The 24,733-nt window shown below is 58.4% G+C and carries 24 protein-coding genes, 1 tRNA gene and 1 pseudogene; 7 read left to right on the top strand and 19 right to left on the bottom strand.

The window, feature by feature from the left end:
* Positions 1-24 precede the first annotated feature (24 nt).
* The 14 genes from E2F43_RS05290 to mutY all read right to left on the bottom strand — a co-directional run bounded on the left by E2F43_RS05290 (position 25) and on the right by mutY (position 14,796).
* Entirely contained in the window at positions 25-726 is a 702-nt protein-coding gene (locus tag E2F43_RS05290; RefSeq protein WP_133210295.1) for a M48 family metallopeptidase, read from the bottom strand.
* On the bottom strand, positions 726-3,836 hold the full coding sequence (locus E2F43_RS05285) for a type I restriction endonuclease subunit R (protein WP_133210293.1): 3,111 nt from the start codon (positions 3,834-3,836) through the stop codon (positions 726-728). The genes E2F43_RS05290 and E2F43_RS05285 overlap by 1 nt, the downstream gene beginning before the upstream one ends.
* Positions 3,837-3,986: 150 nt before the next feature.
* Positions 3,987-4,868: a hypothetical protein gene (locus E2F43_RS05280; RefSeq protein ID WP_133210291.1), complete on the bottom strand. Its 882-nt coding sequence runs from the start codon at positions 4,866-4,868 to the stop codon at positions 3,987-3,989.
* On the bottom strand, positions 4,858-5,397 hold the full coding sequence (locus E2F43_RS05275) for a hypothetical protein (protein WP_133210289.1): 540 nt from the start codon (positions 5,395-5,397) through the stop codon (positions 4,858-4,860). Before E2F43_RS05275 ends, E2F43_RS05280 begins: the two co-directional genes overlap by 11 nt.
* Positions 5,391-6,638, bottom strand: coding sequence for a restriction endonuclease subunit S (locus E2F43_RS05270; RefSeq protein WP_133210287.1), 1,248 nt, complete (start codon positions 6,636-6,638; stop codon positions 5,391-5,393). Before E2F43_RS05270 ends, E2F43_RS05275 begins: the two co-directional genes overlap by 7 nt.
* Positions 6,635-9,058, bottom strand: a complete 2,424-nt coding sequence (locus E2F43_RS05265; RefSeq protein ID WP_133210285.1) for a type I restriction-modification system subunit M — start codon at positions 9,056-9,058, stop codon at positions 6,635-6,637. Before E2F43_RS05265 ends, E2F43_RS05270 begins: the two co-directional genes overlap by 4 nt.
* A gap of 152 nt (positions 9,059-9,210) precedes the next feature.
* Positions 9,211-9,738, bottom strand: a complete 528-nt coding sequence (locus tag E2F43_RS05260; RefSeq protein ID WP_133210283.1) for a DUF4124 domain-containing protein — start codon at positions 9,736-9,738, stop codon at positions 9,211-9,213.
* A gap of 204 nt (positions 9,739-9,942) precedes the next feature.
* Positions 9,943-10,302, bottom strand: a complete 360-nt coding sequence (locus E2F43_RS05255; RefSeq protein WP_133210281.1) for a hypothetical protein — start codon at positions 10,300-10,302, stop codon at positions 9,943-9,945.
* Between the two features lie 767 nt (positions 10,303-11,069).
* Positions 11,070-11,390 (bottom strand): hypothetical protein, encoded by a 321-nt coding sequence (locus E2F43_RS05250; protein ID WP_133210279.1) that lies wholly within the window; start codon positions 11,388-11,390, stop codon positions 11,070-11,072.
* An 83-nt stretch (positions 11,391-11,473) separates the two neighbouring features.
* Positions 11,474-11,722 (bottom strand): helix-turn-helix transcriptional regulator, encoded by a 249-nt coding sequence (locus tag E2F43_RS19520; RefSeq protein ID WP_133211119.1) that lies wholly within the window; start codon positions 11,720-11,722, stop codon positions 11,474-11,476.
* A 201-nt stretch (positions 11,723-11,923) separates the two neighbouring features.
* The gene (locus E2F43_RS05240) at positions 11,924-13,126 is read right to left on the bottom strand and encodes a tyrosine-type recombinase/integrase (RefSeq protein WP_133210277.1); all 1,203 of its coding nucleotides are present in this window, start codon (positions 13,124-13,126) and stop codon (positions 11,924-11,926) included.
* Positions 13,127-13,302: 176 nt separating this feature from the next.
* A tRNA-Phe gene (locus E2F43_RS05235) sits at positions 13,303-13,378 on the bottom strand.
* Positions 13,379-13,457: 79 nt separating this feature from the next.
* On the bottom strand, positions 13,458-13,730 hold the full coding sequence (locus tag E2F43_RS05230; RefSeq protein WP_133210275.1) for an oxidative damage protection protein: 273 nt from the start codon (positions 13,728-13,730) through the stop codon (positions 13,458-13,460).
* Between the two features lie 4 nt (positions 13,731-13,734).
* A complete protein-coding gene (mutY, locus tag E2F43_RS05225) occupies positions 13,735-14,796 on the bottom strand; it encodes an A/G-specific adenine glycosylase (protein ID WP_133210273.1) in 1,062 nt (353 codons plus the stop codon).
* Positions 14,797-15,048: 252 nt separating this feature from the next.
* Between mutY and hisB the strand changes: the two genes are divergently transcribed.
* Genes hisB through hisF form a run of 4 tightly spaced genes read left to right on the top strand, consistent with a single transcriptional unit; the run spans position 15,049 to position 17,806 of the window.
* Positions 15,049-15,642 carry an imidazoleglycerol-phosphate dehydratase HisB gene (gene hisB / locus E2F43_RS05220; RefSeq protein WP_133210271.1) on the top strand — a complete coding sequence of 198 codons (594 nt, stop codon included), beginning with the start codon at positions 15,049-15,051 and terminating at the stop codon, positions 15,640-15,642.
* 9 nt (positions 15,643-15,651) lie between these two features.
* A complete protein-coding gene (hisH, locus tag E2F43_RS05215) occupies positions 15,652-16,302 on the top strand; it encodes an imidazole glycerol phosphate synthase subunit HisH (RefSeq protein ID WP_133210269.1) in 651 nt (216 codons plus the stop codon).
* Positions 16,296-17,030: a 1-(5-phosphoribosyl)-5-[(5-phosphoribosylamino)methylideneamino]imidazole-4-carboxamide isomerase gene (gene hisA, locus E2F43_RS05210; RefSeq protein ID WP_133210267.1), complete on the top strand. Its 735-nt coding sequence runs from the start codon at positions 16,296-16,298 to the stop codon at positions 17,028-17,030. Before hisH ends, hisA begins: the two co-directional genes overlap by 7 nt.
* Before the next feature lie 2 nt (positions 17,031-17,032).
* The gene (hisF, locus tag E2F43_RS05205) at positions 17,033-17,806 is read left to right on the top strand and encodes an imidazole glycerol phosphate synthase subunit HisF (protein ID WP_133210265.1); all 774 of its coding nucleotides are present in this window, start codon (positions 17,033-17,035) and stop codon (positions 17,804-17,806) included.
* 57 nt (positions 17,807-17,863) lie between these two features.
* Here hisF and E2F43_RS19185 read toward each other — a convergent pair.
* The 4 genes and pseudogenes from E2F43_RS19185 to gpmI all read right to left on the bottom strand — a co-directional run.
* Positions 17,864-18,487 (bottom strand): annotated as a pseudogene (locus tag E2F43_RS19185) (divergent polysaccharide deacetylase family protein); the annotation flags it as partial.
* 154 nt (positions 18,488-18,641) lie between these two features.
* On the bottom strand, positions 18,642-19,955 hold the full coding sequence (locus E2F43_RS05195) for a S41 family peptidase (RefSeq protein ID WP_133210261.1): 1,314 nt from the start codon (positions 19,953-19,955) through the stop codon (positions 18,642-18,644).
* Between the two features lie 82 nt (positions 19,956-20,037).
* Positions 20,038-20,826: a murein hydrolase activator EnvC family protein gene (locus E2F43_RS05190; RefSeq protein WP_133210259.1), complete on the bottom strand. Its 789-nt coding sequence runs from the start codon at positions 20,824-20,826 to the stop codon at positions 20,038-20,040.
* Positions 20,827-21,194: 368 nt separating this feature from the next.
* Positions 21,195-22,751, bottom strand: coding sequence for a 2,3-bisphosphoglycerate-independent phosphoglycerate mutase (gene gpmI / locus E2F43_RS05185; protein WP_133210257.1), 1,557 nt, complete (start codon positions 22,749-22,751; stop codon positions 21,195-21,197).
* Positions 22,752-22,993: 242 nt separating this feature from the next.
* Here gpmI and E2F43_RS05180 point away from each other — a divergent pair, with 242 nt between their 5' ends.
* The 3 genes from E2F43_RS05180 to secB are packed head-to-tail and all read left to right on the top strand — an operon-like array spanning position 22,994 to position 24,203.
* Positions 22,994-23,413, top strand: coding sequence for a rhodanese-like domain-containing protein (locus E2F43_RS05180; RefSeq protein WP_133211117.1), 420 nt, complete (start codon positions 22,994-22,996; stop codon positions 23,411-23,413).
* A gap of 5 nt (positions 23,414-23,418) precedes the next feature.
* Entirely contained in the window at positions 23,419-23,688 is a 270-nt protein-coding gene (gene grxC / locus E2F43_RS05175) for a glutaredoxin 3 (protein ID WP_133210255.1), read from the top strand.
* Positions 23,689-23,726: 38 nt separating this feature from the next.
* A complete protein-coding gene (secB, locus tag E2F43_RS05170) occupies positions 23,727-24,203 on the top strand; it encodes a protein-export chaperone SecB (protein ID WP_133210253.1) in 477 nt (158 codons plus the stop codon).
* 46 nt (positions 24,204-24,249) lie between these two features.
* Here the strand turns inward: secB and E2F43_RS05165 are convergent, their stop codons facing one another.
* On the bottom strand, positions 24,250-24,714 hold the full coding sequence (locus E2F43_RS05165; protein ID WP_133210251.1) for a tRNA (cytidine(34)-2'-O)-methyltransferase: 465 nt from the start codon (positions 24,712-24,714) through the stop codon (positions 24,250-24,252).
* Between the last annotated feature and the right edge of the window lie 19 nt (positions 24,715-24,733).

Raw genomic sequence — 24,733 nt, 5'->3', positions numbered from 1 at the left:
TTGCGCCACACGGGTTTTGATTTGCTACGTACTCAGTGGTAGCTCATTAAGTTCTGTTCTTGCTTCCTCCCAATGTGGATAGTGCTTGTCCAGTAGTGCCACAAATTGCTGGTTGTGGCTTGGCTCGATCAGGTGCGCCATTTCGTGCACCAGCACATACTCCAGTAAATCCTTTGGCTTTTTCACAAGTTCGCTGTTCAGACGGATGTTTCTGGTGCGGTGGTTACAGCTTCCCCATTTGGTACGCATCCTTTGGAGGTAGTAGGCGCTTACTTCAACGCCAAGCTTTGTCTCCCATTTGTGAATGAGCGGGGGGATGGCGGCATGCAGTAGTGAGCGCTGCCAGGCCGTGTAAACCTCTTCCCGTTTCCCCCGCGAAGCCCCCGGTCGTACCGTGAGGGTGACCCGCTTGTGGTCAAGTTTGACCCCGGGCCTGGTATCCACGTACTTGACCTGCAGCAGGTAGCGCTTGCCCCAGATGTAGTGGCTCTCACGGCTGACATATTGCCGGGGCGTCTCCCTGGCCTGGTTGCGCAGGTCTTCCTGCTGCTTGCGTATCCAGCCGAGCTTAGAGATGGCGTAGGCTCGCGCAACGTCCAGGCGGGTATGGACGGGGGCGACCAGCGTCACCCGTCCCTCTGGCGGATGAACGCTCAGGTGGACATTCTTGATGGCCTTCCGTGTCACCAGAATGTCAATGTCGCCAAGGGTGATGGTTTCCTGCATTAATAGCCCGGCTGGTTCTTGATAAGCTCAAAGAGCTTCATGGTGGCCTCCCGGTCCCGATTCATCAACGGAAAGAGCACGTTGAGCACCTGCCGTTCACGAATATCGTCGCCTTTCCATCCCGCGGGCGCGTGTTCGCGGATGGCCTCGTCAATCTGTAGGGCGAGAGCCGCTAGTTGTTCGGCTTCGCCCGGGTCGTGATCGGCCACTTCAGCAGCCGCGCTGGGCTGGGGGATGATCAGCGGCAGGTTATCGAAGATCACAATGGCCTCCGGGTGGCCGTCCAGGCTGGCGGGCCGGGAGCCGGTCGCAACGCCATCTTTAGTAACGACCCGTTTCACCAGGGCCTCAGCCTGGTTCAAAAACGCCTCGTAGGATTCGGTGTCATCGCGCTTTTGCTTGATCAGGTCTTCCAGTAGTTGCGACATCTCGGCGTAGAATCGCGGGTCCGTCAGCTGTTCGCGGATGATGGTTTTCCGAATGTTATTGATAATCCCCTCGGCCACCGCGTTATTCGACAGCTTGCCTTTTGCGTTGAGCTTTTTAGCAATAGCATCATGGATGCCGGTCTCGATAATCAGCTCGGTCAGCGACAGCGTGTCCAGATTACCAAGGGGCTCTGACTGGTCAGCCTGGATATAGTTGTTGATGAGGTGGCGCATGTCTGCCTCGTAGGGCTTGATGTCCAGCTCTTCATTCGAGTATTGCTTGATTGCGTTCCGAATTTCGGCAAATAGAACCGCCTCGGCTTGCAGCTGGGCGATCTCGGTGGCGCTGTAACCGGCCTCTGTCAGTTCGGCAGACAAGGCCGCGTAGGCGCGCACGAAGGTCACTACCGCCTTGTAAAAGGCGATACGCAGCTGCTCGGTGTCGTTTAGAGCGTCTGGGTCACTGGCGGGCCCGCAGAAGTAATGCAGGTACTGCTCGATATCACGGGGTTGTTCCACCGGCTCGCAAAGGTATAACAGGGCCTCCCGGACGGTATCAAGCTTTTTCCTGCCTTCTTCCAGCCAGTTCTTGACCGTCACGTTGCCGCTGTCGCCATCCTCGTCGATATCCAGCTCATCGGAGGTATAAACCGCGATGGCGTTCTGCACGTCGTGAAACAGCTCCTTGAAGTCCACGATATGCCCGTAGTCCTTGTCATCGCCGTCGAGCCGGTTGGTGCGGCAGATTGCCTGGAACAGGTTGTGATCGTGCATCTCGTTATCGAGGTAGATATAGGTACACGATGGCGCATCAAAACCGGTTAGCAACTTGCTTACCACAATCAGCAACTTGGTGTTGGCGGGCTCGTGGATAAAGCGATGCTTGGTCTGATCCTCGTAATCCTTGGTGGTTTGCCCCTCTTGCAGCACGTGCTGGGTGTAGGTATCAAACTTATAACGTTCGTCGCTATCCGGCGGTTCCCGGGAGATGGCGTTGTGGTTGGGCTGGTACGAAGTGATGATGCCGCAGTACCTGCCGAAGTGGGTGTTCTGGAACAGCCGGTAATAGTGGCAGGCGTCGTAGATGGACGCCGCCACCAGAATTGCGGTGCCGCGGTCATTATTTAGTCGAGGCTTGAGCTTAAAGTCCTGAATGATACTGGCAATGATGCGCTGTTTGCGCTCCCCGGCGCTCATCAGCTCTTCCATGGTGGCCCAGCGCTTTCTGAGTACCGCCTGCTGGTAGTTATTCAGCCCCTTGGCCGCCTGGTCGAACCAGTCGTCGATGTCCTGTCTGGAGGTCAAGCGCTGGGGTACAGCCCGGGCCTCGTATTTCAGGTCCAGCACTACCCCGTCCGCCACGGCCTGGTCGAATTTGTAGGTATGGATATAGGTGCCGAAGATCGCCCGGGTGGTTTTTTTGTCCTTGCGCAGGAGTGGTGTACCGGTAAAGCCGATGAAGATGGCGTCCTCCAGCCAGCGCTTCATCTGCTTGTTCATGCCGCCGCCCTGGGTGCGGTGACACTCATCCACAAACACGTAGAACCGCCCATGTACCGGCGGAGGCTCGCTCTTCAGATCCGGCTCGAACTTGTGCACCAAAGCGCACAGCAGTCGCGGGTTGGGGGCGCAGAGTTTGTCCGCGAACTCCCGGCGCGAGGTGATACGGGCCGAGGGCGCTTCCGCGCCGATTACACCGGCGTTGCGTATCACCCCGCCTATCTGTTTATCCAGCTCATCACGGTCGGTGATAATCAGAACCCGGCCGTCCGGGTCATATTCGAGTAGCCACTTGGCCAGCATCACCATGAGAATGCTCTTACCGCTGCCCTGGGTGTGCCAGATGACTCCACCCTCGCGCAGCTGGATGCGTGCCTGCGCTGCCTTGAGGCCCAGGTACTGGTGTACCCGCGGCACCTTTTTCTGGCCCGCGTCGAAAATGACACTGTTGCGGATCAAATCTAGCAGGCGGGACTTCTCGCACATCTGCGCCAGCGGTTCATCCAGCAAGTAGCCCGCGGCCGGGGGCGCTTCACTTTGCTCCTTCCAGTTGAGAAAGTACTTTTCCGGCGTACCGGTGGTGCCGTAGCGTAGGCCCTGGGAGTCATTGCCGGCAAAAACCAACTGCACGGTGCTGAAAAAGCCCTCGTTGAAGATGGCCTCCTGGTTGGTGATAAGCTGGCGGATGCCGTCCACGACATCCACCGAGCTGCGCTTCAGCTCGATCACGCCGATGGCGAGGCCATTCAGGTAGAGGACCAGATCCGGGCGGCGCTGGTAGCCTCCCTTGAGAGTGACTTCCTCGGCGATACCGAAGTGGTTGTTTTCCGGCGTGTCCCAGTCTATCAGATGGACCGTCTGGTGTTCCTGCCCGGCAGAGGTTTGCACCTGCACCCCGTACCGCAGCAGATTGTAGGTGCGCAGGTTGGCCTGGTAGAGGGTGATGCCGGTGGTGTCGGCGGCGCGCTGCAGCGCCTGCAGGGATGCGGCGATCTGGGCATCGCTATAGCCCCGTTTCTGCAGGTTCGCTTCTAGTAGCTCAGGTTCAATGGGGCGGTTGTTGTCACGCTGGTGCCAGTCGCCCAGGTAGCCGTAGCCCAGACAGTCGGGGTGGCTGGCGTCGCTGAACAGGCGGATCACGCGCTCCTGGGTCAGGCGCTCGGAGCGGATAGTTGTGTGCATATACCTTATCCCTTCACAAGCTCGGCAAAAACTGAGCGGCTTTGTTAAGGTCTTTGCTAAAAATTCAATGAAATACGCGATAAATCAATCGGTTATCTCGAAACCCTTTGCTAGTCATCTCCTGAAATACGCTCTTTAGCAAAGCCATCGTCAGTCAGCCTCTCGTTTAGAATTGGTTTCGTATAGCGTTTCGGTTATTGCGCCTCGAAACAATTCCTCATTCAGAAACTGTAGTAGCTTTTTCGCTGCCACCTTGTCCGCAGGAAATACGAGCTTGCCGTGAGAAATGTGGATATCGACGTCGTACCCCCTGGACCGCCGCTTAATAGCCTCAGTAGAGTAGTTATCAAGGACGCTTGAGTCCCGCAGCATCGCAAAGCGTTTTCGGAACCATTGATTCGCGCCGATAGCCAGCGAATCGGGGTCTTCGGCTTCCAGAAACTCATGGTCCAATACGTCGCGTATTTCGCTTTCGGATGCTTCATCGTAGAATTCCGAGAGTGGCAGAAAGGAGTTGACCGTTCGAAAATTGCGGAAGAGCAGATGGTTATCGCCCCGCCTAAAAACCGCACTCAATTTTCCATCAAGGGTAAGGCCGGGGTGGTCTATCGTTCTATAAGTGCTGTTCTGAAGCAGCAAAAATCGGCCAGGTTGAATGACGTGGGAACGGCTGAAATTCTGGAATAGAATTACCTCCTGTCCCTCCCCGTCTCGCGCAAAGGCCACAACGCTTTTGATTGAAGCAACCAGCTTCTCGTCGTTTGTTATCGGTTCAAGGTCGGGCGTTCTCTGGCTATTCTCGGTCGCAAGCCACGGGGGTAGTTCAAAGTTGTCGATTCGAAAACACTCATGCTGCTCGGGTGTATAGCCAGCATTGAATTCAATTGCTTGAGTTCCTTCGGTAAAGGCCTCATATTGCGTATGCCAGTTTTCCGAAAGCGACTGCTGTAGCGCCTGATGCAATGGAACATACCGCAGCAATATCTGACTGCCCTGCTTTACAATGACTGTCAGCTGAAAGTTATCGAGCATCCTTGCCTTCCGTATTGAGGTAAATGTGATTTGCCAGTTTTACTGTCTTGATTTCATGCCCGGGCCGTCGAAGCTCGGCCTTGCTTATGAGAAGGTGTGAAACTCCATCATCATTTTTGACGGAGTAGAAGTGGTAGCCCAGCAAGCCCATCACCGGATTAAAGTGGAGTGCGCCGGCATGTGCTATCACGAGAAAAATGATTACGAGGACATACGTTCCTGTAAGCCAGTCGCCAGCGAATCCCATTTTATCGGTGGAAAGAAACGGCAATAGATAGGCAATAAGGAACGCCAGCACTTCCTTGTCATCGCGCTCGAATTCCTTGATAAGGAAAGCATGCTGCTGTGCATTCTTCGCAGCGTAAATCAACACTGCCCAACATAGAAATATTAGTAGCATTGCCACTGCCAGCCAACTTCCCCATTGCACAAGCGATTCACCGCGAGCGAACTTGTTGACAGCCACGGCTCCTAATAACGGAGACAGCGAAGTTGAAACCAGCAGGAACTTGGCAAAGTTGTTTAGCATTCTGCAGCCTTGGCTTGAATTGGATCGACTAAACGCGTCTTCCCTGTGAGGAGTTCCTGCATCATACCCTGCTTGATGGCGCGGGTTTTGTTGCGGCGTTGTTCAAGGGCGTTGATTTCATCGTCCATATCGCTAAGTATTGTGGAGATTGCGATCTGCTCATCTTTATCATTGGGGAGTCGAACTTGAAATACGGTTAACTGGGCTTTCCCAATTTCGAGGAAAGTACTACCTCCACAAAGGCCAACAAACTGAGCCTTTTGAGTAGTCAGTAGATAGTATAGAAACTCTACATCTGTTGTTTCGTTCGGCACGAAATTTTTGAATCCCTGATTGGTCGAAACAGCGATTTGGTTTATGGCGCATTCGCCAATGGTGGCTCGCGAGGTCATTATGATCGAGCGAGCTGGAATCATCTCCGCAGAGCTTGAATTCAACCCGAGTTTTGTGATTAGCCGGGTGGTTCCGCTCAAATATTTCCTCCCACCAAGCGATGTAATGTCGGTTGGGGTGCACCATGGAATATCGCCGTCCCAGAAGTGGGCGACGGTTGTGCTGGGGGTTCCTCCACTCCGGATTTCTGCAAGTTGATCGAGCCGCTTTACCTTCCACTCGCCGTGATATCCGGGAAGGCGGGTCTGGCCAGTGAGGAGCTGCTGTATGGCGGCCTGTTTGAGGTCGCGTTTCTTGGCGATGAGTCGGTCCAGCGCCCCCAGCAGTACCTCCACATCGCTTAAGGCATCCGCGATGGCGTGTTGCTCGGCTGCTGACGCCGGCATTGGGAACTTGAACGCTTCCATCTCCCATTTCTGAGTATGGACCAGCGCGGAAGCTCCATGTGCTCGGTCCTCGATATATTTGGTCAGTTGCTTTAACGCATAAAGAAAGAAGTCTTTGCAGATCTGGCTCTCATATATCTGAACTTTCCAAGTATGATAATTGAGAAGCCCTATTGGGCCTTTCCAGATATGAGGTCCGAACGACGTTCCTCGGCTACCGGACCAAGCAAATAGTAGTTGACCGCTTTCAACTTCCAATTTTTTTGCATATAAGCCGTCAAAGTAATTAAAGTCTTTTGAGCCATTCAGGTTTTGTATTCTGATTATCGGTAAACCAGTACTTTTCCATTCGTATGGTTTGAATCCTCGGCCATTGATGAGCTTGCATACATCTCCGACTGACTTTACCTCCCAATCTTCCGGAGTCACGCCCACCTCGGTCTGCTTGTAACCGGACTTCACGATGCGGAGACTTCCATTTTCTTTAGGTGGGCTTCGACCTTGGCAGAGAGTTTGACGACTTCATCCACAACCTCCGGCAGCGGCACCGCATAACGCTCCGCAAGCACGCTGATACGACTGGTGAGCGTTTGGGAAACACGATCCAGCTCCCCTTGTATCGCTGCGGTAATCGTATTTAGCCATTTGTCATCCACTGCCAGCGCTTTAATTTCATCTTCAGTCAACTTCGGATACTGTTCGTAGGCGAGAAGGTCGAGATCGGCCTCGGCCTCCCGGATGGCCTTCTTGTGCGCCGCCTCTTCCTTGTTAAGCTTCAGCCACTGTCTGAGCACGCCGATTTCCTCCTGCGCCTCCGGATCGCTCTTGATCTCCTTCTGGCGCCTCGTCACTTCGGCCTTGTTGATTTTGTCCAGGGCACCGAGGCAGCCCTCCTCGCCGCCGTGTTCCTCTTCCAGCTCCGTCAGGCTGGCGCTGGTGGCTTCCAGCTCGGTCTGCCGAGCCTCGATGGCCGCCTGTTCCGCGGCGAAGTAGCGCGCCACGATCAGGGGCTTGGGGATCAGCTGGCAGGTCCAGCCCTTGTCTTTGCGCTTGCCCCTTTTGTCGGTCTCGATAATGCGACTGGTGTTGGCGACCCAACCATCGGCTGCGATCAGGTAGCAGTCGTCCTGCATGGTCGCGGCCCAGTAGTCCATCAGGTGCTGAAAAATGGCGTAGGGGTCGATCAGGGGCTGGCCCTCGGCGTGTGCCAGCAGGTTTTCCGACAGGGTGTAGATCACCTCCTTCGGCTGGCAGTCGCGCTGCAGTGCTCGCAGGTTGCCGGCGGCGGCTTCGCGCCACGCGGCGAAGTGCTGCTCCAGCCCCTGGATGAAAGCGCGGAACTGGGGGTGGCTGTGAATGGTATCCTTGAGTTGGGCTGCCTCGACCTGCAAGTCAAAGTAGCCGGGACGGTTGGGCTGGAACAGAGCGGCGCGCAGCTCGGGACAGAGCTGCCAGTACTCGGCGAGGGCGTCGATATCGCGGGCGGGAATGCCCCCGTGCAGGTGACCGCCGATATCCTGGATATCCTCCGCTTCCTGGGTGTCGATATAGCGGGGCAGGTTGAGGTTGAAGTCATTGTCGGCGATCTCGTCGTGGGGCACCAGGCGGGAATAGCCGGGGTGCTCCTCGTTGTTGGTGAATACATCGACGATCATGTGGATGTCGCGCTCGCGCAGGCGGTTCTTGTTGCCGTCCTTGATAAAGCCCTTGCTGGCGTCGATCATGAATACGCCCTTGCGGGCGGTGGCGTTTTCCTTGTCCAGCACTAGGATGCAGGCCGGGATGCCAGTGCCGTAGAACAGGTTGGCGGGCAGACCGATAATGCCCTTGAGGTAGCCGGAGCGGACCAGCCGGGCGCGGATGGCGGCCTCGGCATTGCCGCGAAACAACACGCCGTGGGGCAGGATACAGGCGCCTTTCCCCGTGCTCTTGAGGGAGCGGATGATGTGCAGCAGGAAAGCGTAGTCCCCCTGCTTAGCCGGAGGCACGCCCCATTCAAAGCGCTGGTAGGGGTCGCCCTTGCCGCTGTCGCCCAGGGTTAGGCCGGTGCTCCAGGTCTTGACGGAGAAGGGCGGGTTGGCCAAAGCATAGTCGTAGGTGCGTAGCTGTTCGCCATCCTTGAACTTGGGCTCTGCCAGGGTATTGCCGGTCTGGATGTTGGCGGTCGGAAAGTCGTGCAGGATCATGTTCATACGGGCGAGACCGGCGGTGGTCACGTCCATTTCCTGCCCTTCCAGGGTGATGTGCTTGCCCGCCTCGGCGGCGACTTTCAGCAGCAGGGAGCCGGAGCCGCAAGTCGGGTCGTAGGCGGTGGTGGCGGCCACCGCATTCTCCGCCGAGATGCCGATTACCTGGGCCACCACGCGGCTGACTTCCGAGGGGGTATAGAACTGCCCCTTGCTCTTGCCGCTCTCGGTGGCGAAGTGCCGCATCAAATACTCGTAGGCATCGCCGAGAATGTCGTCGTTGTCTGCCCGGTTCCTGGAAAAATCAAGCTCCGGTTTCTGAAAAATGCCGATGAGGTTGGTGAGGCGGTCGACCATCGCCTGGCCCTCGCCGAGCTTATTTGGGTCGTTAAAGTCTGGGAAGTCGCTGCGGGCGAGGCGGGTGTTGGCCTCGATGAGCGGCTGGATGACCTGGGTGTTGATTTTATCGCCGATGTCCGGCTTGCCCTTGAGGGCGATCATATCCTTGAAACTCGCTCCCCTGGGGATCGTCACCGGCGGCGCGAAGTCCTCGGAGTCACCGTACTTGTCAGAGACATACTTGATAAACAGCATGAACAGGACGTAGTCCTTGTACTGGCTGGCGTCCATGCCACCGCGGAGTTCATCGCAGGAGGCCCAGAGGGAGGAGTAGAGGTCGGATTTTTTGATGGCCATATACGGATAAAAATACTCTTTAATTGGTAAAAGTGGCTATCGGCAGTCTAGTGCCGGCTCTACGAGGGAGCCTTTCACTCGTCTGGATTCGTCGCCGAGGGCACATTCTACGCTGCCCAACTAGGAGAGGTCGCCTTCGATAAGCAGATAGCTTAAAGCCTTTCCGAAACCCGGTCAGCCCTCTCGTGAAGGCGGTCAATCTTACGCAGTTCGGAGTCAATCTTGGATTGATACTGGTCGTTGATGGCCTGCATCTCGCTGGAGATGCTCTCCTCCCAGGTGGCACCGGCCAGGTTGTTATTGGCGTAGCGCTTCTTGTTGCGGAGGGCGGCGATTTTCTTATCGCGCTCGGCTTCGAGGTATTCAATGCGGTCTTCCCTGCGGTCTATCTCCCGCTCAGCTTCGCGCAGCAGCCGTGAGGCCTCTACTTTGTCCCAGGTGTTTGGTTCCTGGGAGGGGGCGGTGGTCGTCGCAGCGGTCGCTGTGGGCGCGGGAGAGGTGCTTACGGGGCCGCCGTTGCGCCCAGGTCCGGTAATGGTTCCGGCTTGCGCGTTCTCGCCGCAGGGGCGTTGGCTGAACACGGGCTGGCCCCATTGATCCTTACATTTATAGAACTGGGTTTGGGCGCTGGCGGTGGTGGTGATGGCCAGTAAAACGGCGAAAGCGAGTCCATGCTTCATAATTCAGGTTCCCTAGTTTCCTATTTTGATAGTGGCAGAACCGGTGAAACCGGGCAACTTGCCAGGCTGAAAAGTGTGACCTGAACGGTAATTTCTGTATCTGGGTGTAGGGGAACCACTCTGGATGCATCTGGGCCAACGCTAGTGATGTCGCTGTCCAGCTCTTATGCGTCCAGTTCGCATCCGTGAAGTTTTGAACGATTATTAACCAGTTTTGTCTTGTGAGCCATGCAGCTCGAGTTCGTCGAAAGCTCGCTGCAGGTCTTCGCGGGCAATCCCGCGCTCACCTTCCAGTGAGGCAAGCCTCGGGCTGATCTGAATCGGTACGCTGTCGCCCTCCGGTGTAACAAGTCGCCAGCCGGATTCGTTGCCGGTTACGGTGCCTTCGAGGTAGTGGCAGACATGGCCGGAAGCCAGCGGGTCCGTCCATCCGGAATCCACCCACGCGACGCCACCTCCATCAAGGTCAAATGTGTGGGCCATGTAGCGCAGGCCACCGGCGGGGTGGTCGATTGTCAGGGTGTGCCCCTCGGCGCTTGCTTGTCCTGGTGTTTTCTCTGTCATGTTAGCCTCCGGGGTTTTTTCCCGGTAGTGGTCTACTTCAAGGACGCGCCAATTCGCAGGGCAACCCTTCGCCACTATGTTTTCGCCATAACGCAGCAATTTTGTTTATTTATCAACCACTCTGTATCAATCGACCTCGGTCCAGGGCCGGCGCATATGCCTGAGTGTTAGTTGTCTGCCCTAGCCCATTACAGAGTCGTACCCTTGGTATATTAGTAAGGACTTCAGATACTGAAGACGGGACACGCCGCTATGGCTACATCTTATGAATCCATCGGCTACAGAAACTGTATCGAGAGTGCCTGGTATTCGGGAAAGCGCGATACGGTTTCTGTAGCGAGTCGCTCCAGATTATGAAGAGGGCAATCTAAAAACGTCTTGGAGCGACCACCGTCGGGTTAAGATCGTGTTTTCCATTGCAGTCGTCGACCCCTCTCCACGTTAATGCGTATAACGAACAGGATCTATTGGGGTTCAGAAAAATTCCGTCGCGTGAACACCGGATCAGGTCAGCATCGAGCAGGGCCTTCTTCGCCTTACTCAGGGTCGCCTGAGAGTTGAACCCCCTTTTCTTAAGAACCGACCACGCAGCATGAAGGTCGCCATTGTTTTTGCCCCGGTATTGGTAAATCAATTCGAACAACAACACTTTCGCCCAGGGGGGCAAGTTTATGTAGTCCGGGTGTTCCATGACGACATGGGGCAGTGCGGCGAAAGCCTTCGTCTTAGCGTTGCGACCCTTGCTGTTTACTCCGAGGCTATTGGGCTTATACATCTTCAAGCCTCATGATTTGCCAGGAGTGAGCCCGTTTGTGCTGGCCGAACTTGCTGAGTCTAGTATGTGTCGCAAGCCTTCCCTTGATTATGAGGCCGTATTCCGGGAGGAGATCGACATTGAGCTCCCGTATCCTGCGACACGGGTCGATGGCATCGCAGGCCGCTATAATTTCGTCCGTACAAGCCCCCGGATTTCTGGCAAGGTAGTTGAAGACGAGTTTTTTCTGGTTCGACAGACTGCAACTAGAAAGAAGTTCTCCGATACGCTCACTGAGCGATTCCGGGTAGAACAGATTTAGAGTAGTATTCATTAAGGACTCCGAGACTCAATATCTTTAAGGTTTCCAGAAAGCCTGCTCCTGCCCGGGCGGGCTTCCTTCTTCTAGGGGTGGGATTAAGCTTCTCGAGACAACTCGTCCAGCAAGGCGCGGACATCTTCAGCGCGCCAGACAGTCGTCCTGCTTCCTAAACGAATTCCAGGTGGCGCTTTTCCTTCTTTGACCCAGAGCCACCACGTGCTTAGGCCGATACCGAAGAATTGGTGAATCTGCTTCGCTCGGACGAAGCCGGTCAGTGGAATTTCAGGGCTTACTATGGTGCCTGTATGGTTCGTGGTATTGGCCTTCACGATTGGTCCCCGCATATCTAGGTTGGTGTACATAAAACCAGATTATGCATGGTGGATTTTTTTCACCAAATCCATGCTAACCCATTGATTTTTATGGATGGCGTAAGTTTGGGTCGTTGGTTTTGGGCTGAAAATGAAGATTTTTATGAGGTGTTACAGCGGAATTTTGTCAGAAAATTCTTCCGTGAATTTTGCACATCTGGCGATTCTTTTACATTACCCAGAGATTGCCACTTTCCTAAGTTGGTCAAGGTAGTCGGCCCACTTCTGCATCATCTCCTGACGCTGTGGTAGGTGTTTCGTGCGGTTGTAGGCACGGCCTAGTGAATCCCTCACCTGGTGGGCGAGTTGTTGTTCTATCCACTCCAGCCGGTATCCCAGTTGCTCATCCAGAAGAGTTCTTGCTGAAGCTCTGAACCCGTGGGCGCTCTGGGTCTTTTTCGTGTCGTAGCCGAGCTTCTGCAGGGCGCTGTTGATGGTCGCAGGGCTGACGTGATGTTTGCGCCGCCGGGCGTTGGGGAAGACGTAGGGCAAATTGCCTGTAAGGGGCTCTAGATCCTTGAGGATGGAAATGGCCTGGGTGCTCAAGGGAACATCGTGAGCCTGGCGGGTTTTCATCTTGTCGGCCGGCAGACGCCAGAGCCCTTGCTTCCAGTCAATTTCCGTCCACTCCATCGCGATCATTTCTCCAGGTCGCTGGAAGAGGAGGGGGCATAGCCTCAGCAGGCAGCGAACCACGTGGGTGCCCTCATACCCGTCGATGGCATTGAGGAGCCTGCCAAAATCAGCGGGGGCGGTAATGGCCGCATGGTGTGTGGTGACCTTGGGCTTGAGGGCGCCTTTCAGGTCCAGCGCTGGATTTTCGGACACGCGGCGGGTCTGCTTGGCGTAACGGAAAATTTGTCCGAGCACTTGCCGGGCATTATGAGCGGTCTCAAGGGCACCGCGGTCCTCGATTCGCTGCAGGCAGGCCAGGAGATCCATGGTTTCGATATCGGCGACTGGGATTTTTCCGAGCCAGGGGAGTAGGTCGTTATCCAGTAAGGCGCGACGCTTCTTAGTGGTGCCATCTGCCCAGCTTCCAATTTGCTTCTGGAACCATTCCTCAGAGACCGCCTGAAAGGTGTTTTCGGCTTCCCAGTTCCTGCGGGCCTTGCGGGTACGCTTGATCTTGGCGGGGTCGATTCCGTCTCTCAGGAGGCGTCTGGAGTCATCCCTGGCGTTTCTAGCCTCCTTCAGGGTGACCTCTGGATATACCCCATAGGCCAGTCGCTTCTCTTTACCGGCAAAGCGGTATTTGTGCCGCCAGTACTTGGAGCCGTTCGGATGCACCTCCAGGTAGAGGCCCTTTTCGTCCGTAAGGCGGTAGGTTTTTTCCTTCGCTTTGGCGTTTTTTGCCGCTGGATCAGTGAGTGGCATGGTGCCCCCTATTGGGGGCATAAGATGGGCATATATGGCCCTGTGCCCCCGTTGATGCCCCCGGAGCGTGCCCGATGGGTCTGGGTGAACTTGGGTTAACGAGGGCAACAATACCAGCTAAGGCGCTGATAAAGCGACATTTTTTAGATTAACAGGGGTTAACTAAGAGGGAGGTATGGTGCCCGGAGACAGAATCGAACTGCCGACACGGGGATTTTCAATCCCCTGCTCTACCAACTGAGCTATCCGGGCCAAATCGCTGATCGCGAGAGGCGCGTATTAAACCCGTATGGGGTTTCCGAGTCAAGGGCGGAAGGCGGACGAAATCTGATCACTCTGAGGGCGGTACGTAGCCTTCAGCCTGGTCGTAGTCCTCACCCGCCAGGAACTTGTCCATTTCCTGTTGCAGGTATTTGCGCGCCTCCGGATCGACCAGCGACAGGTGCTTCTCGTTGATCAACATGGTCTGGTGGGCCTGCCAGTCCTGCCAGGCTTTTTTCGAGACATTGTCGAAGATCTCCTGGCCCTTGGGACCGGGGTAGGGAGGCGCATCCAGGCCTTCCAGTTCCTGCTGGTATTTTTTGCAGAAGACAGTGCGGGGCATGTGTTTACTCCTTTGCCTGGCCCTGCCGGGCCAGTTGCTCCAGCAGGTCCGCAACGGGGGCTGCCAGGCCAATTTGTGGTGGTTGGCGCACGTTATACCAGAGCTGCCGGTCCGCTTCCATGACCCACCCGGGCTTTGCATCCAACTCGACAAGTATCGGCACGATTTCCAGGTGATAGTGGCTGAACGTATGACGGAACTCGGGCCAGGTCTCGACCGCGTCCGGCTTGCGGCCGGTCCGGTCAAGGCACCAGCGCTCCGGATCCAGGTCCTCGCCCTCCGGAAAGCACCAGAGCCCTCCCCAGATGCCCGGGGACGGGCGCTTCTCCAGCCAGGCACAACCGTCACTGTCCCGCAGCATAAGGAAGCGCGTGCGCCTGACGGGCAAGGTCTTTTTCGGTTTTTTGCCGGGAAAGTCACCCTCCCGGCCCAGGCGATGGGCCGCGCAGTCCCCGACCAGCGGGCAGCGCTGACACTGGGGTGAGGACCGGGTGCAGACGGTAGCCCCCAGGTCCATCATGCCCTGGGTGTAGTCTGCGCAGCGTTCACCGGGGGTATATGCTTCCGCGATATCCCACAGCGCATTGTGCACCGCTGTCTTTCCCGGCCAGCCGGCAATCGCATGGTAGCGGGCCAGTACCCGTTTGACGTTGCCATCGAGGATGGCAGCGCGCCTGCCCTGGGCGATGCTGACGATGGCCCCGGCGGTTGAACGACCGATGCCAGGCAGGGCCATCAGCCCCTCGACATCCGTGGGAAATTCCCCGCCCCGTTGCTCACAGACCTGCCTCGCCGCCTTGTGCAGGTTGCGCGCCCTGGCGTAATAACCCAGCCCGGTCCACAGGTGCAGCACTTCATCCTCCGGTGCGGCGGCCAGGGCATCGACCGTGGGAAAGGCCGCCATAAAGCGGTCAAAGAAAGGAATCACGGTTTTTACCTGGGTTTGCTGGAGCATGATCTCCGATACCCAGACCCGGTAGGGACTGATATCGCGCTGCCAGGGCAGGTCATGGCGGCCGTGGTGGTCAAACCAGGCGAGGATGCGGGTGGCGAAATTGTTGGGCATGGGGCGGCTTGGCAATCCGGGTTTCTGGATCCCCGCCTACCCCAGGGCACTTTCTCTTGCGCTTGCAGCGCAATTCACCTTGTGCGCGGGGATGACGGTTCTCGGCAGCGAAGAAGTTTCCTAACGCTCTGTCACATCGGAACAGGGTACTGAGGGAGGCGGATTTCTGCCAGTGAATTCAGCTATCTATTCCCTTATAATGTGCGGCCTTTTGGGGACAGGCCCCGGAAAACCACCCATTTGGAGTGCATGATGGCTGAACGCAAGGCCACCGTTGAACGCAATACACTGGAGACCCAGATCACCGCCGCGGTGAACCTGGACGGTAGCGGTGTCGCGAATTTTGATACCGGGATTCCCTTCCTCGAGCACATGCTGGACCAGATTGCGCGCCACGGCCTCATGGATCTCGAGATCAGCGCCACCGGTGACCTGCATATCGACGACCACCACACGGTGGAAGACATCGGCATCACCCTCGGCCAGGCGTTCAGCCAGGCGGTCGGCGACAAGAAAGGTATCATGCGTTACGGCCACGCCTACTGTCCGCTGGATGAGGCGCTGTCACGGGTCGTGATCGACTTTTCAGGCCGACCCGGGCTTACCTTCAACGTGGACTTTACCCGTGCCTCGGTGGGTGGATTTGATGTGGACCTGTTCATGGAATTTTTCCAGGGCTTCGTCAACCACGCCCAGGTCACCCTGCATATCGACAACCTGCGTGGCGACAATACCCACCACCAGGCGGAAACGATCTTCAAGGCCTTCGGCCGCGCCATGCGGATGGCGCTGGCCGAGGACCCCCGCATGGCGGGTGTTACCCCGTCGACCAAGGGTGTTCTTTAGGACCCGCTTATGAGTGGTGTTGTCGCCGTTATCGACTACGGCATGGGAAATCTGCACTCGGTGGCCAGCGCCCTGCAGCATGTGGGCGCGGAGCAGGTGCTGGTCACCCACGATGCAGAACAGATTCGCCAGGCCGACCGCGTGGTGTTTCCCGGGGTGGGCGCCATGCGCGACTGCATGGCCGAAATTCGCCGGCTCAAGTGTGACCAGTTGCTCGCCGACGCCCTGGTGGAACAACACAAGCCGGTACTGGCGATCTGCGTCGGCATGCAGGCGTTGATGACCCACTCCGAGGAAAATGGCGGTGTCGACTGTCTCAACCTGATTCCCGGTGAAGTCCGGTATTTTGGCAATCCGCTGCGAGACGCGGCCGGTGAGCGCCTCAAGGTACCGCACATGGGCTGGAACGAAGTCCGCCAGACCCGCCCCCACCCCCTCTGGCAGGGGATCGAGGATGGCGAGCGATTTTACTTTGTGCACAGCTACTATGTAGACGCGGAAGACCGCGGTCTGGTGGCGGGTGCCCTGGATTACGGCGTCACCGCCGACGCAGCGCTGGCCCGGGACAACCTGTTCGCGGTGCAGTTTCACCCCGAAAAAAGCCATACCGCCGGCCTGCAATTACTGAAAAATTTCCTGGAGTGGAACGGCCAATGCTGATTATCCCCGCGATTGACCTCAAGGATGGCCAGTGCGTGCGCCTGCGCCAGGGCCTGATGGACGACAGTACCGTGTTTTCCGATGACCCGGTGGCCATGGCCGCGCGCTGGGTGGACGCCGGTTGCCGGCGCCTGCACCTGGTTGACCTCAATGGCGCGTTTGCCGGTGAGCCGGTAAACGGCGAGGTGGTCACGGCCATCGCCGCCGCCTACCCGAACCTGCCCATCCAGATCGGCGGCGGTATCCGCAACCTCGAAACCATAGAGCACTACGTTCGCGCCGGCGTCAGTTACGTCATTATCGGTACCAAAGCGGTCAAGGAGCCGGCGTTTGTCGGCGAAGCCTGTCGCGCCTTCCCGGGCAAGGTCATTGTCGGCCTCGATGCCAGGGACGGCCTGGTCGCCACCGATGGCTGGGCCGAGGTATCCGAGGTCAGGGCAACCGATCTTGCCAGGCAGTTTGAATCCGATGGTGTCTCCGCCATTGTCTACACGGACATCGCCCGGGACGGGATGATGCAGGGCGTCAACGTGGAGGCCACCGTGACCATGGCACGGGCCTCCTCCATTCCGGTGATCGCCTCCGGCGGTATTACCGACATCGAGGACATCCGTGCCCTCACTGCGGTTGCGGACGAGGGTATTTGTGGCGCCATTACCGGCCGGGCCATCTACGAGGGCACGCTGGACGTGGCCGAAGCCCAGCGCCTCTGCGACGGGGCCGCCTGAGCATGGGGCTGGCGATACGTATTATTCCCTGCCTGGATGTGGAAAATGGCCGCGTTGTGAAGGGGGTGAACTTCGTCGACATCCGCGATGCCGGTGACCCGGTTGAAATCGCCATCCGCTACAACGAGCAGGGCGCCGACGAAATCACCTTTCTCGATATTACCGCCAGCCACGAGGGTCGGGAAACCACCGTGCACACGGTGGAGCAGATCGCCGAGAATGTGTTCATCCCCCTCACGGTGGGCGGTGGCATTCGTACCGTGGATGATATTCGCACCATGCTTAATGCCGGGGCCGACAAGGTCAGCATCAATACCGCCGCCATCCACAATCCGGAACTGGTCCGGGAGTCCGCCGAGCGCTTTGGTTCCCAGTGCATTGTCGTCGCTATCGATGCCAAGCGGGTGGCTGATGTGGATGGCCAGCCGCGGTACGAGATTTTTACCCACGGTGGCCGCAAACCCACCGGTATCGACGCGGTAGCCTGGGCACGCCGGATGGCGGAGCTGGGGGCCGGGGAAATCCTGCTGACCAGCATGGACCGGGATGGCACCAAAAACGGGTTTGAACTCGGGGTGACCCGGGCTATTACCGACGCTGTGGAAATCCCGGTGATCGCCTCAGGGGGCGTCGGTAACCTCGATCACCTGGTGGCCGGTGTGATCGAGGGAGGGGCCGATGCGGTCCTCGCCGCCAGCATTTTCCACTTCGGCGAGTACACCGTGCCGGAAGCCAAGGCCTACATGGCTGAGCACGGAATTGAAGTCCGGCTCTGACGCCGGCGCCCCGTCATTCACCCGCTGGCCCTGTCCTCGGGCCAGGACTTCAGACAGCAGCGCCAGTTCGATGCCGCGACATTTCAGTGCCGGCAGCGCGTCAGCCAGGAATTCAGCGGTCGCCCGGTAGGGGTGACCGATGCCTACCGCCAGCCCGTCCCTTTCTGCCAGCGTCACCAGACGCTCGAACTGTGCGCCAATGGCCTCGGTCTTGATCTCGTTGTCGAGAAATACCGAACGCGACAGGTGGGGAACCTGGAAGTCGGCGGCGGTTTGGGCGGCAACGGTTGCCGGGTTGGTACGCGAGTCAACGAAATAGAGGTCCCGGCGCAGCAGGGTTTGCATTACCCAGCCCATTTGCAGCGGTTTAGTGGTCAACTCGCTGCCCATGTGGTTATTGATCCCGCGGGCGTGTGGAACGGCATCGATGTCTTCGCCGAGGATGCGATCGAATTCCGAACGCGGCAGTGACGGAGTCAGGCCGCCGGGACCCAGGGGCATGCCACCGGCATTACTCATGGGGGCGTGAAGCATGATTTCCTTGCCGGCGGCAAATCCGGCCTCGGCCAGTTCCCTGGCGTGAGGGGTGTGAGGCAGGACGGCGAGAGTGACCTTGCCGGGCAGGTTTACCATGGCCATGCCCAGGCTGCGCCGGTGCCCCAGGTCATCGATGATCAGCACCAGCGAGGCGCGCGACGCCGGGGCGGCTATTGCGAAGGGTGGCCCGGTGTCACAGCTCTGGCTCCAGTGACCGGCGCCCTGGCCGCTGGCCGGCAGAGCGACAAGCGACAGCCATAGCAACAGCCCTGGCAGCCGGGGGCGCCTCGAATTCCGCTCAGGATTCGGCCGCCGCGTTATTCCCTGTGTTCTCCGCTTGTTTATTGCGCATCCCCAGCACGTTCAGGCCCTTGAGCAGGGTCAGGGCCTCGTATAATTGGTTATCACTACCCAGCAGGCTGCTGGCTGGTTTTTTGTTTTTGACACCACTGCTGCCGTTGGCGTTGTCGAGATGGCGGGACAGGTCCGACTCAGTCACCCTGCGGGAATTGTCGTAGGCCGTTACCCGGGCTCGCTCCACTTCAATATCCGGCTCTATCCCTTCCGCCTGGATGGAGCGACCGTTGGGGGTGAAGTAGAGCGCGGTGGTCAGCTTGACCGCGCGTGAATCCGATATCGGTAAAATGGTTTGTACCGAACCCTTGCCGAAACTGCGGGTGCCCATGATGACTGCCCGACCGTGATCCTGCAGTGCCCCCGCGACAATTTCCGAGGCGCTGGCTGAGCCGGAATTGATCAGGACGACTATTGGCGTGCCCGAGCTGGCATCCGTGGGCTGGGCGTCAAAGTCCATGTCTGAATTGGGCAGCCTGCCCTCGGTGTATACCACCTTGCCGCCGTCCATGAACAGGCCGGCCACGTCAACGCTGGAGCGCAGCACGCCTCCCGGGTTATTGCGCAGGTCCAGCACCAGACCCTTCAGTTCGGTCTCGGTCATCAATATTTGCAGCGCCTTGCTGACATCCTCGCCGGTAGCGCTCTGGAACTGGGCAATGCGGATATAACCGTAACCTGGCTCCAGCCAGCGTTGCCTGACGCTGGCGACCTTGATGACATCGCGTATCAGGGTTACCTCGAACGGCTGGCTTTCCCCGGGGCGGCCGATGGTCAGTTCGATCTCGCTGCCTGCCGGTCCGCGCATCATGTCAATCGCCTCGTTCAGGGTCATGCCCTTCACCGGCGCCTTGCCGAGCTTGAGTATCACGTCGCCGCTTTGCAGGCCGGCTTCGGCGGCGGGTGAGCCATCAATCGGGGCGATGATTTTAACGTAGCCATCTTCCATCCCGACCTCCAGGCCGAGGCCGGAGAACTCGCCGGTGGTGGCTTCCTGCAGGCCTTCGAAGGCGTCCTTGGTCAGGTAAACGGAGTGTGGGTCCAGGCTCATCAGCATGCCCTGGATGGCGTACTCCAACAGGGTACTGTCGTCGATATCCTCGACATAGCCGACCCGGATCTGGTTGTAGACGTCAGCAAAGGTGCGCAATTCGTCCAGTGGCAACTGTCCCTGCTCCTCAATGGCGGAGCTGGCCGGGAGCGACAGCAGGGTGATAGCGGCCGCGCTCAGTAGCCGCTTGAGGATGGTGCAGAACATGGGTACCGCCAGTTGGCCGGGGGCCTGTATTGTCCAATAGGGAATTAAGTGTACCCCAAAGGCCACGATAGTGGCCAAGTGCTCAGCGGCGGCACCAGCGGGCGGGGTTGACCGGCTTGCCCTGCTCGCGGATCTCGAAATAAAGCGCCGGCCGGCTCAATCCCCCGCTGTCGCCCACGGTGGCGATTGGCGTTTCCGCGCTGACCCATTCTCCCACCTCACGCAGCAGGGTCTGGTTGTGGGCATAGAGGCTCATGTAACCGCTGCCGTGGTCTATGATCAGCAGCAGGCCCATACCCCGTAGCCAGTCGGCGTAGACCACGCGACCGTGATGTATTGCCTTGACCGGTGTGCCGGCAGGAGCGGGAATGGTCACGCCCTGCCAGCGCATCTTGCCCTGGTTGCGCTGGTCGCCAAAGCGGGAACTGGCCCTGCCGGGTACCGGCCAGGGCATTTTGGAGCGGGCGGACTTGAACGGTTGATAGTTGTCCGGTACCTGCAGGTTGACCACGGCCTCGCGAATGGCGTTCAGCAGTTGCTGCAGTTCTTTCTGGTCTGCTTCCAGTTGTTTCAGCTCGGCACCCTTGCCCTCGATGCTGTCGTTCAGTCTGGCGACCGCCTGTTGCCGGGTTTGTTGCGCGCGTTCCAGGTCCTGCTGTTTGCGGGCGAGCCGAGCCTGTTTTTGTTCCAGCTCCTCCAGCGTGTTGGCAATGTCCTGCCGGGTCGATTGCAGGGCCTCCAGTGTGGCCCGGAACTCGTTGAGCAATTCGTTGCGGGCGCGGAAGAAATAGCGGTAGTAGGCCATCACCCGGGCAACGGTATCCGGGCTCTCCTGGTTGAGCAGCACCTTGATTTGGCCCTGCTGGCCCATCTGCCAGGCAGTACGCAACTCGAGGGCGATGCGGGTCTGCTGTGCTTCCCGGTCCCTCTCCAGTGCGGCTTCCCGGCTCTGTAGCGCTTCCAGCCTGGCGCGCTGGCCGGTGATGGCCCTGTTGGCCCGGTCGATGTCCCGGTTGATCCGCGCCTGTTCCAGCTCCGCCTCGCGGAGCTGGTTCTGCAGGGTGTTGCGACGCCGGTTGGCGCTGCTGATCTCCTGGCTGATGCGGGTGATATCGGCCTGTAACCGGGTCAGCTGCTCCCGTGTCTTCTCCTCGTCGGACTGCGACAGCGCCTGCGGCGAAACCAGCGCCAGCGCTAACAGCAGTGCTCCCAGGCGTGAAATTGTCGAAGCTCCCGCAGTCAGGCGCTGGCTGTCGCCAGATTGCGGCCGGTCATTTCCTCAGGCTGGGGCATGTTCATCAAACCCAGCAGGGTAGGTGCGATGTCGGCGAGAATGCCGCCCTTGGGATCCAGCTCGACATTTTCCTTGCCGATGTAAACCAGAGGCACGAGCTCAGTGGTGTGCTGGGTATGGTGCTGGCCTGATTCGTAATCCATCATTTGCTCACAGTTGCCGTGGTCGGCGGTAACCAGCGCCTGTCCGCCGACTTCCAGCAGTGCCTCCTCGACCCGGCCCAGGCAGGTATCCAGGGCCTGAACGGCCTGTACCGCGGCCTCGTAAACGCCGCTGTGACCGACCATGTCGCCGTTGGCGTAGTTGCACACGATCAGGTCGTATTTACCTGATTTGATGGCCGCCACCAGTTTGTCGGTCACTTCCGGCGCGCTCATTTCGGGCTTGAGGTCATAGGTGGCGACATCGGGTGAGGGGATGAGCTCGCGGTCTTCCCCGGGGAACAATTGTTCGCGACCGCCGCTGAAAAAGAAGGTGACGTGGGCGTACTTTTCGGTCTCGGCGATGCGTAACTGGGTTTTACCCTGCTGGGCGAGGTAATCGCCCAGCACATTTTCCAGGCCCTCCGGCGGAAAGGCGCAGCTGGCGTCGAGGTCGGCGGCATATTCGGTGGTGGTGACAAAGGCGGCCAGGTCCGGTCGGCACTTTCGCTCAAAGCCGTCAAAGTGATCGTCCACAAAGGCGCGGGTCAGCTGCCGGGCCCGATCAGCACGGAAATTCATGAACAGGACCGCATCCCCGTCCCTGACCGCAGCCGGCCCGGTGCCTTCCGGCACGACAGCAGTCGGCAGCACAAACTCGTCATTCTCATCGCGCTGGTAGGCTGCTTCCAGCGCCGCCAGGGGGTCGCTCGCGGTCTGTTCCGCCAAGCCTTCGGTTAACAGACGGTAGGCGGGCTCCACCCGCTCCCAGCGATTGTCCCTGTCCATGGCGTAATAGCGTCCGCAGATGCTGGCGACCCGGCCACAACCGAGTTCCTCGAACAGTGCCCGCGCTTTTTCCAGCGAGGGGCCGGCGCTTCTCGGCGGGGTGTCGCGGCCGTCGAGAAACGCGTGCAGGTAAACTTTTTCCGCGCCGCGTCCGGCGGCCAGGCGGATCGCCGCGAAAATCTGCTCCTCGTGGCTGTGGACCCCACCGGGTGACAGCAGGCCGAACACGTGCACAGCCCCGTGGTTGGCGATAGCCTTGTCGATGGCGTCAGTGTAAGCGGGATTTTCAGCGAAGCTGCCATCGGCGATGGCCTGGTCGATACGGGTGATATTCTGGTATACGACCCGCCCGGAACCCAGGCTCATGTGGCCCACTTCGGAGTTGCCCATTTGTCCCGCCGGGAGACCGACATCCAGGCCGGAGCCTGAAACCAGCGTGTGGGGAGCTTCGCGCCACAGGCGGTCCCACACCGGTGTATCACCACCGGCGATGGCGTTGTCCGCGCTTTCCTCCCTGTGGCCCCAGCCGTCGAGGATGATTAATACAGTGGTTTTTTTGCGGCTATCGCTCATCGAAGTTCCAGTGTGGGGTCAGTAGCAGAGGTCGGCATTTTACCTTGTCTGGCCGACCCTTGCACCGCCGCTGCCCAGTGGGCGCGAGGCCAGCGCTGGCGCGGCTTCCGGGGGTGGTTGCCGACTCCCTTAGCCTGTATACTTGCGTCCTTTTGAAAACAGCCCCGGTTCCTGCAGCGCGATGCGGAACGACGGCTTCACCGCACATCCGGCGGCCGCGCCATCTCGAGACTGACACAACCATGGATTTATTTTTTGAATTCCTGACCCAGCAGTGGATTCTGGTGGCTGCCTTGCTGGCGGTTGTCGTGATGCTGTTCATGCACGAAACCCGTAAAGCAGGCACCTCCCTAAGCCCGCAGCAGGCCATCAACCTGGTGAACGCGGAGCAGGGCGTTTTTGTCGATCTGCGTGATACGGCGGATTTTCGCGCCGGGCATATTGTCGATGCCATGCACATCCCTTCGGCAAAGCTGCTAAACAACACCGGCCTGCTTGAAAAATACCGGAACAAGCCCATTGTACTGGTATGCAAGATGGGCCAGTCTGCTGGCCCGGTCGGTAAAAAACTCAACGCCGAAGGCTTTGAAAACGTAAACATAATGACCGGCGGCATGATGGAGTGGACCAATCTGCAACTGCCCGTGGTAAACAACGGGTAAGCAGTATGAGTCCAACGGTAACCATGTATTCCACCCGCTTCTGTCCCTATTGCGTCAGGGCGCGCATGTTGCTGGAAAGCAAGAAAGTTGATTTCACCGACATCGGGGTGGAAGCTCGCCCGGAACTGCGGCGGGAAATGATGGAAAAAAGCGGCCGCAGGACGGTACCGCAAATCTGGATCGGCGAGCGCCACGTGGGCGGCTACGACGACCTGTCCCGTCTGGAGCAGATGGGCGAACTGGACGATTTACTCAAACAGGTGACATCGGCGTAAAACCCGGCACCAAACCAATACCAATGGAGGACGGCACCATGGCCGACGAACAAGTACAACAGCAATTTGCGATGCAGCGCATTTACACCAAGGATATTTCTTTTGAGTCTCCCGCGACTCCCGGTGTGTTCAAGAAGCAGTGGCAGCCGGCAATCAACGTGGACCTGAACACCAAGAGCGACAAGATCGATGACAGCGGCAACTTCGAGGTTGTGCTCAGCGTCACCATCACTGCCAAGGTAGACGATGAAACCGCGTTCCTGGTGGAAGTGCAGCAGGGAGGCATTTTCCTGATCACCGGCATCGAGGGTGATGACCTGCGCCGGGTGCTGGCCACGGCTGCGCCTAACATCCTGTTCCCCTATGCCCGTGAGACCATCGACAACCTGTGTGTGAAAGGCGGATTCCCGCCCATTATGCTGGCACCGGTTAACTTCGATGCGCTGTACCAGCAGGCGTTGGCGCAAGCAGCAGCCCAGCAGGGTGGTGAAGCTGCCCAGGAAGCAACTCACTGAGTTGACGCGACCGCTGCGTCAAAGCAAAGGGGCCTCGGCCCCTTTTTTATTGCAGCCCGGAAAATCCCAGCTGCCGCAGTGCCTCGTAAGTGATTACCGCGGCGGCATTGCTGAGGTTCAGGCTGCGGCTGTTTTTCCGCATGGGAATGCGGATACGCTGTTCCGGCGGTAATTGCGCCAGCACCTCGTCAGGCAGGCCGCGGGTTTCCGGCCCGAACAGCAGGGCGTCCCGGGGTGAGTAGCGGGCCTCGTGGTAAAGGCTGCTTCCGCGGGTAGTCACCCCCACCAGTCGACAATCGGGATGCTGGTCGCAGAATGACACCAGGCTCTGGTGCACCTGTACCGTGGCGAACTCCCGGTAGTCCAGCCCCGCCCGGCGCAATTTCTTTTCGTCCAGGTCGAAGCCCAGCGGTTCTATGAGGTGCAGGCTGCATCCGGTGTTGGCGCACAGGCGGATGATGTTGCCGGTGTTCGGTGGAATCTCCGGCTGGTAAAGAACGATTTTGAGCATGCCTGCATGGTACAGGCGG

This window comes from Seongchinamella unica (assembly GCF_004354085.1).
GTDB classification, from domain to species: Bacteria; Pseudomonadota; Gammaproteobacteria; order Pseudomonadales; family Halieaceae; genus Halioglobus; species Halioglobus unicus.
The sequence above is the reverse complement of the archived record's forward strand: the minus strand, read 5'-3'. Positions and strand labels throughout refer to the sequence as shown.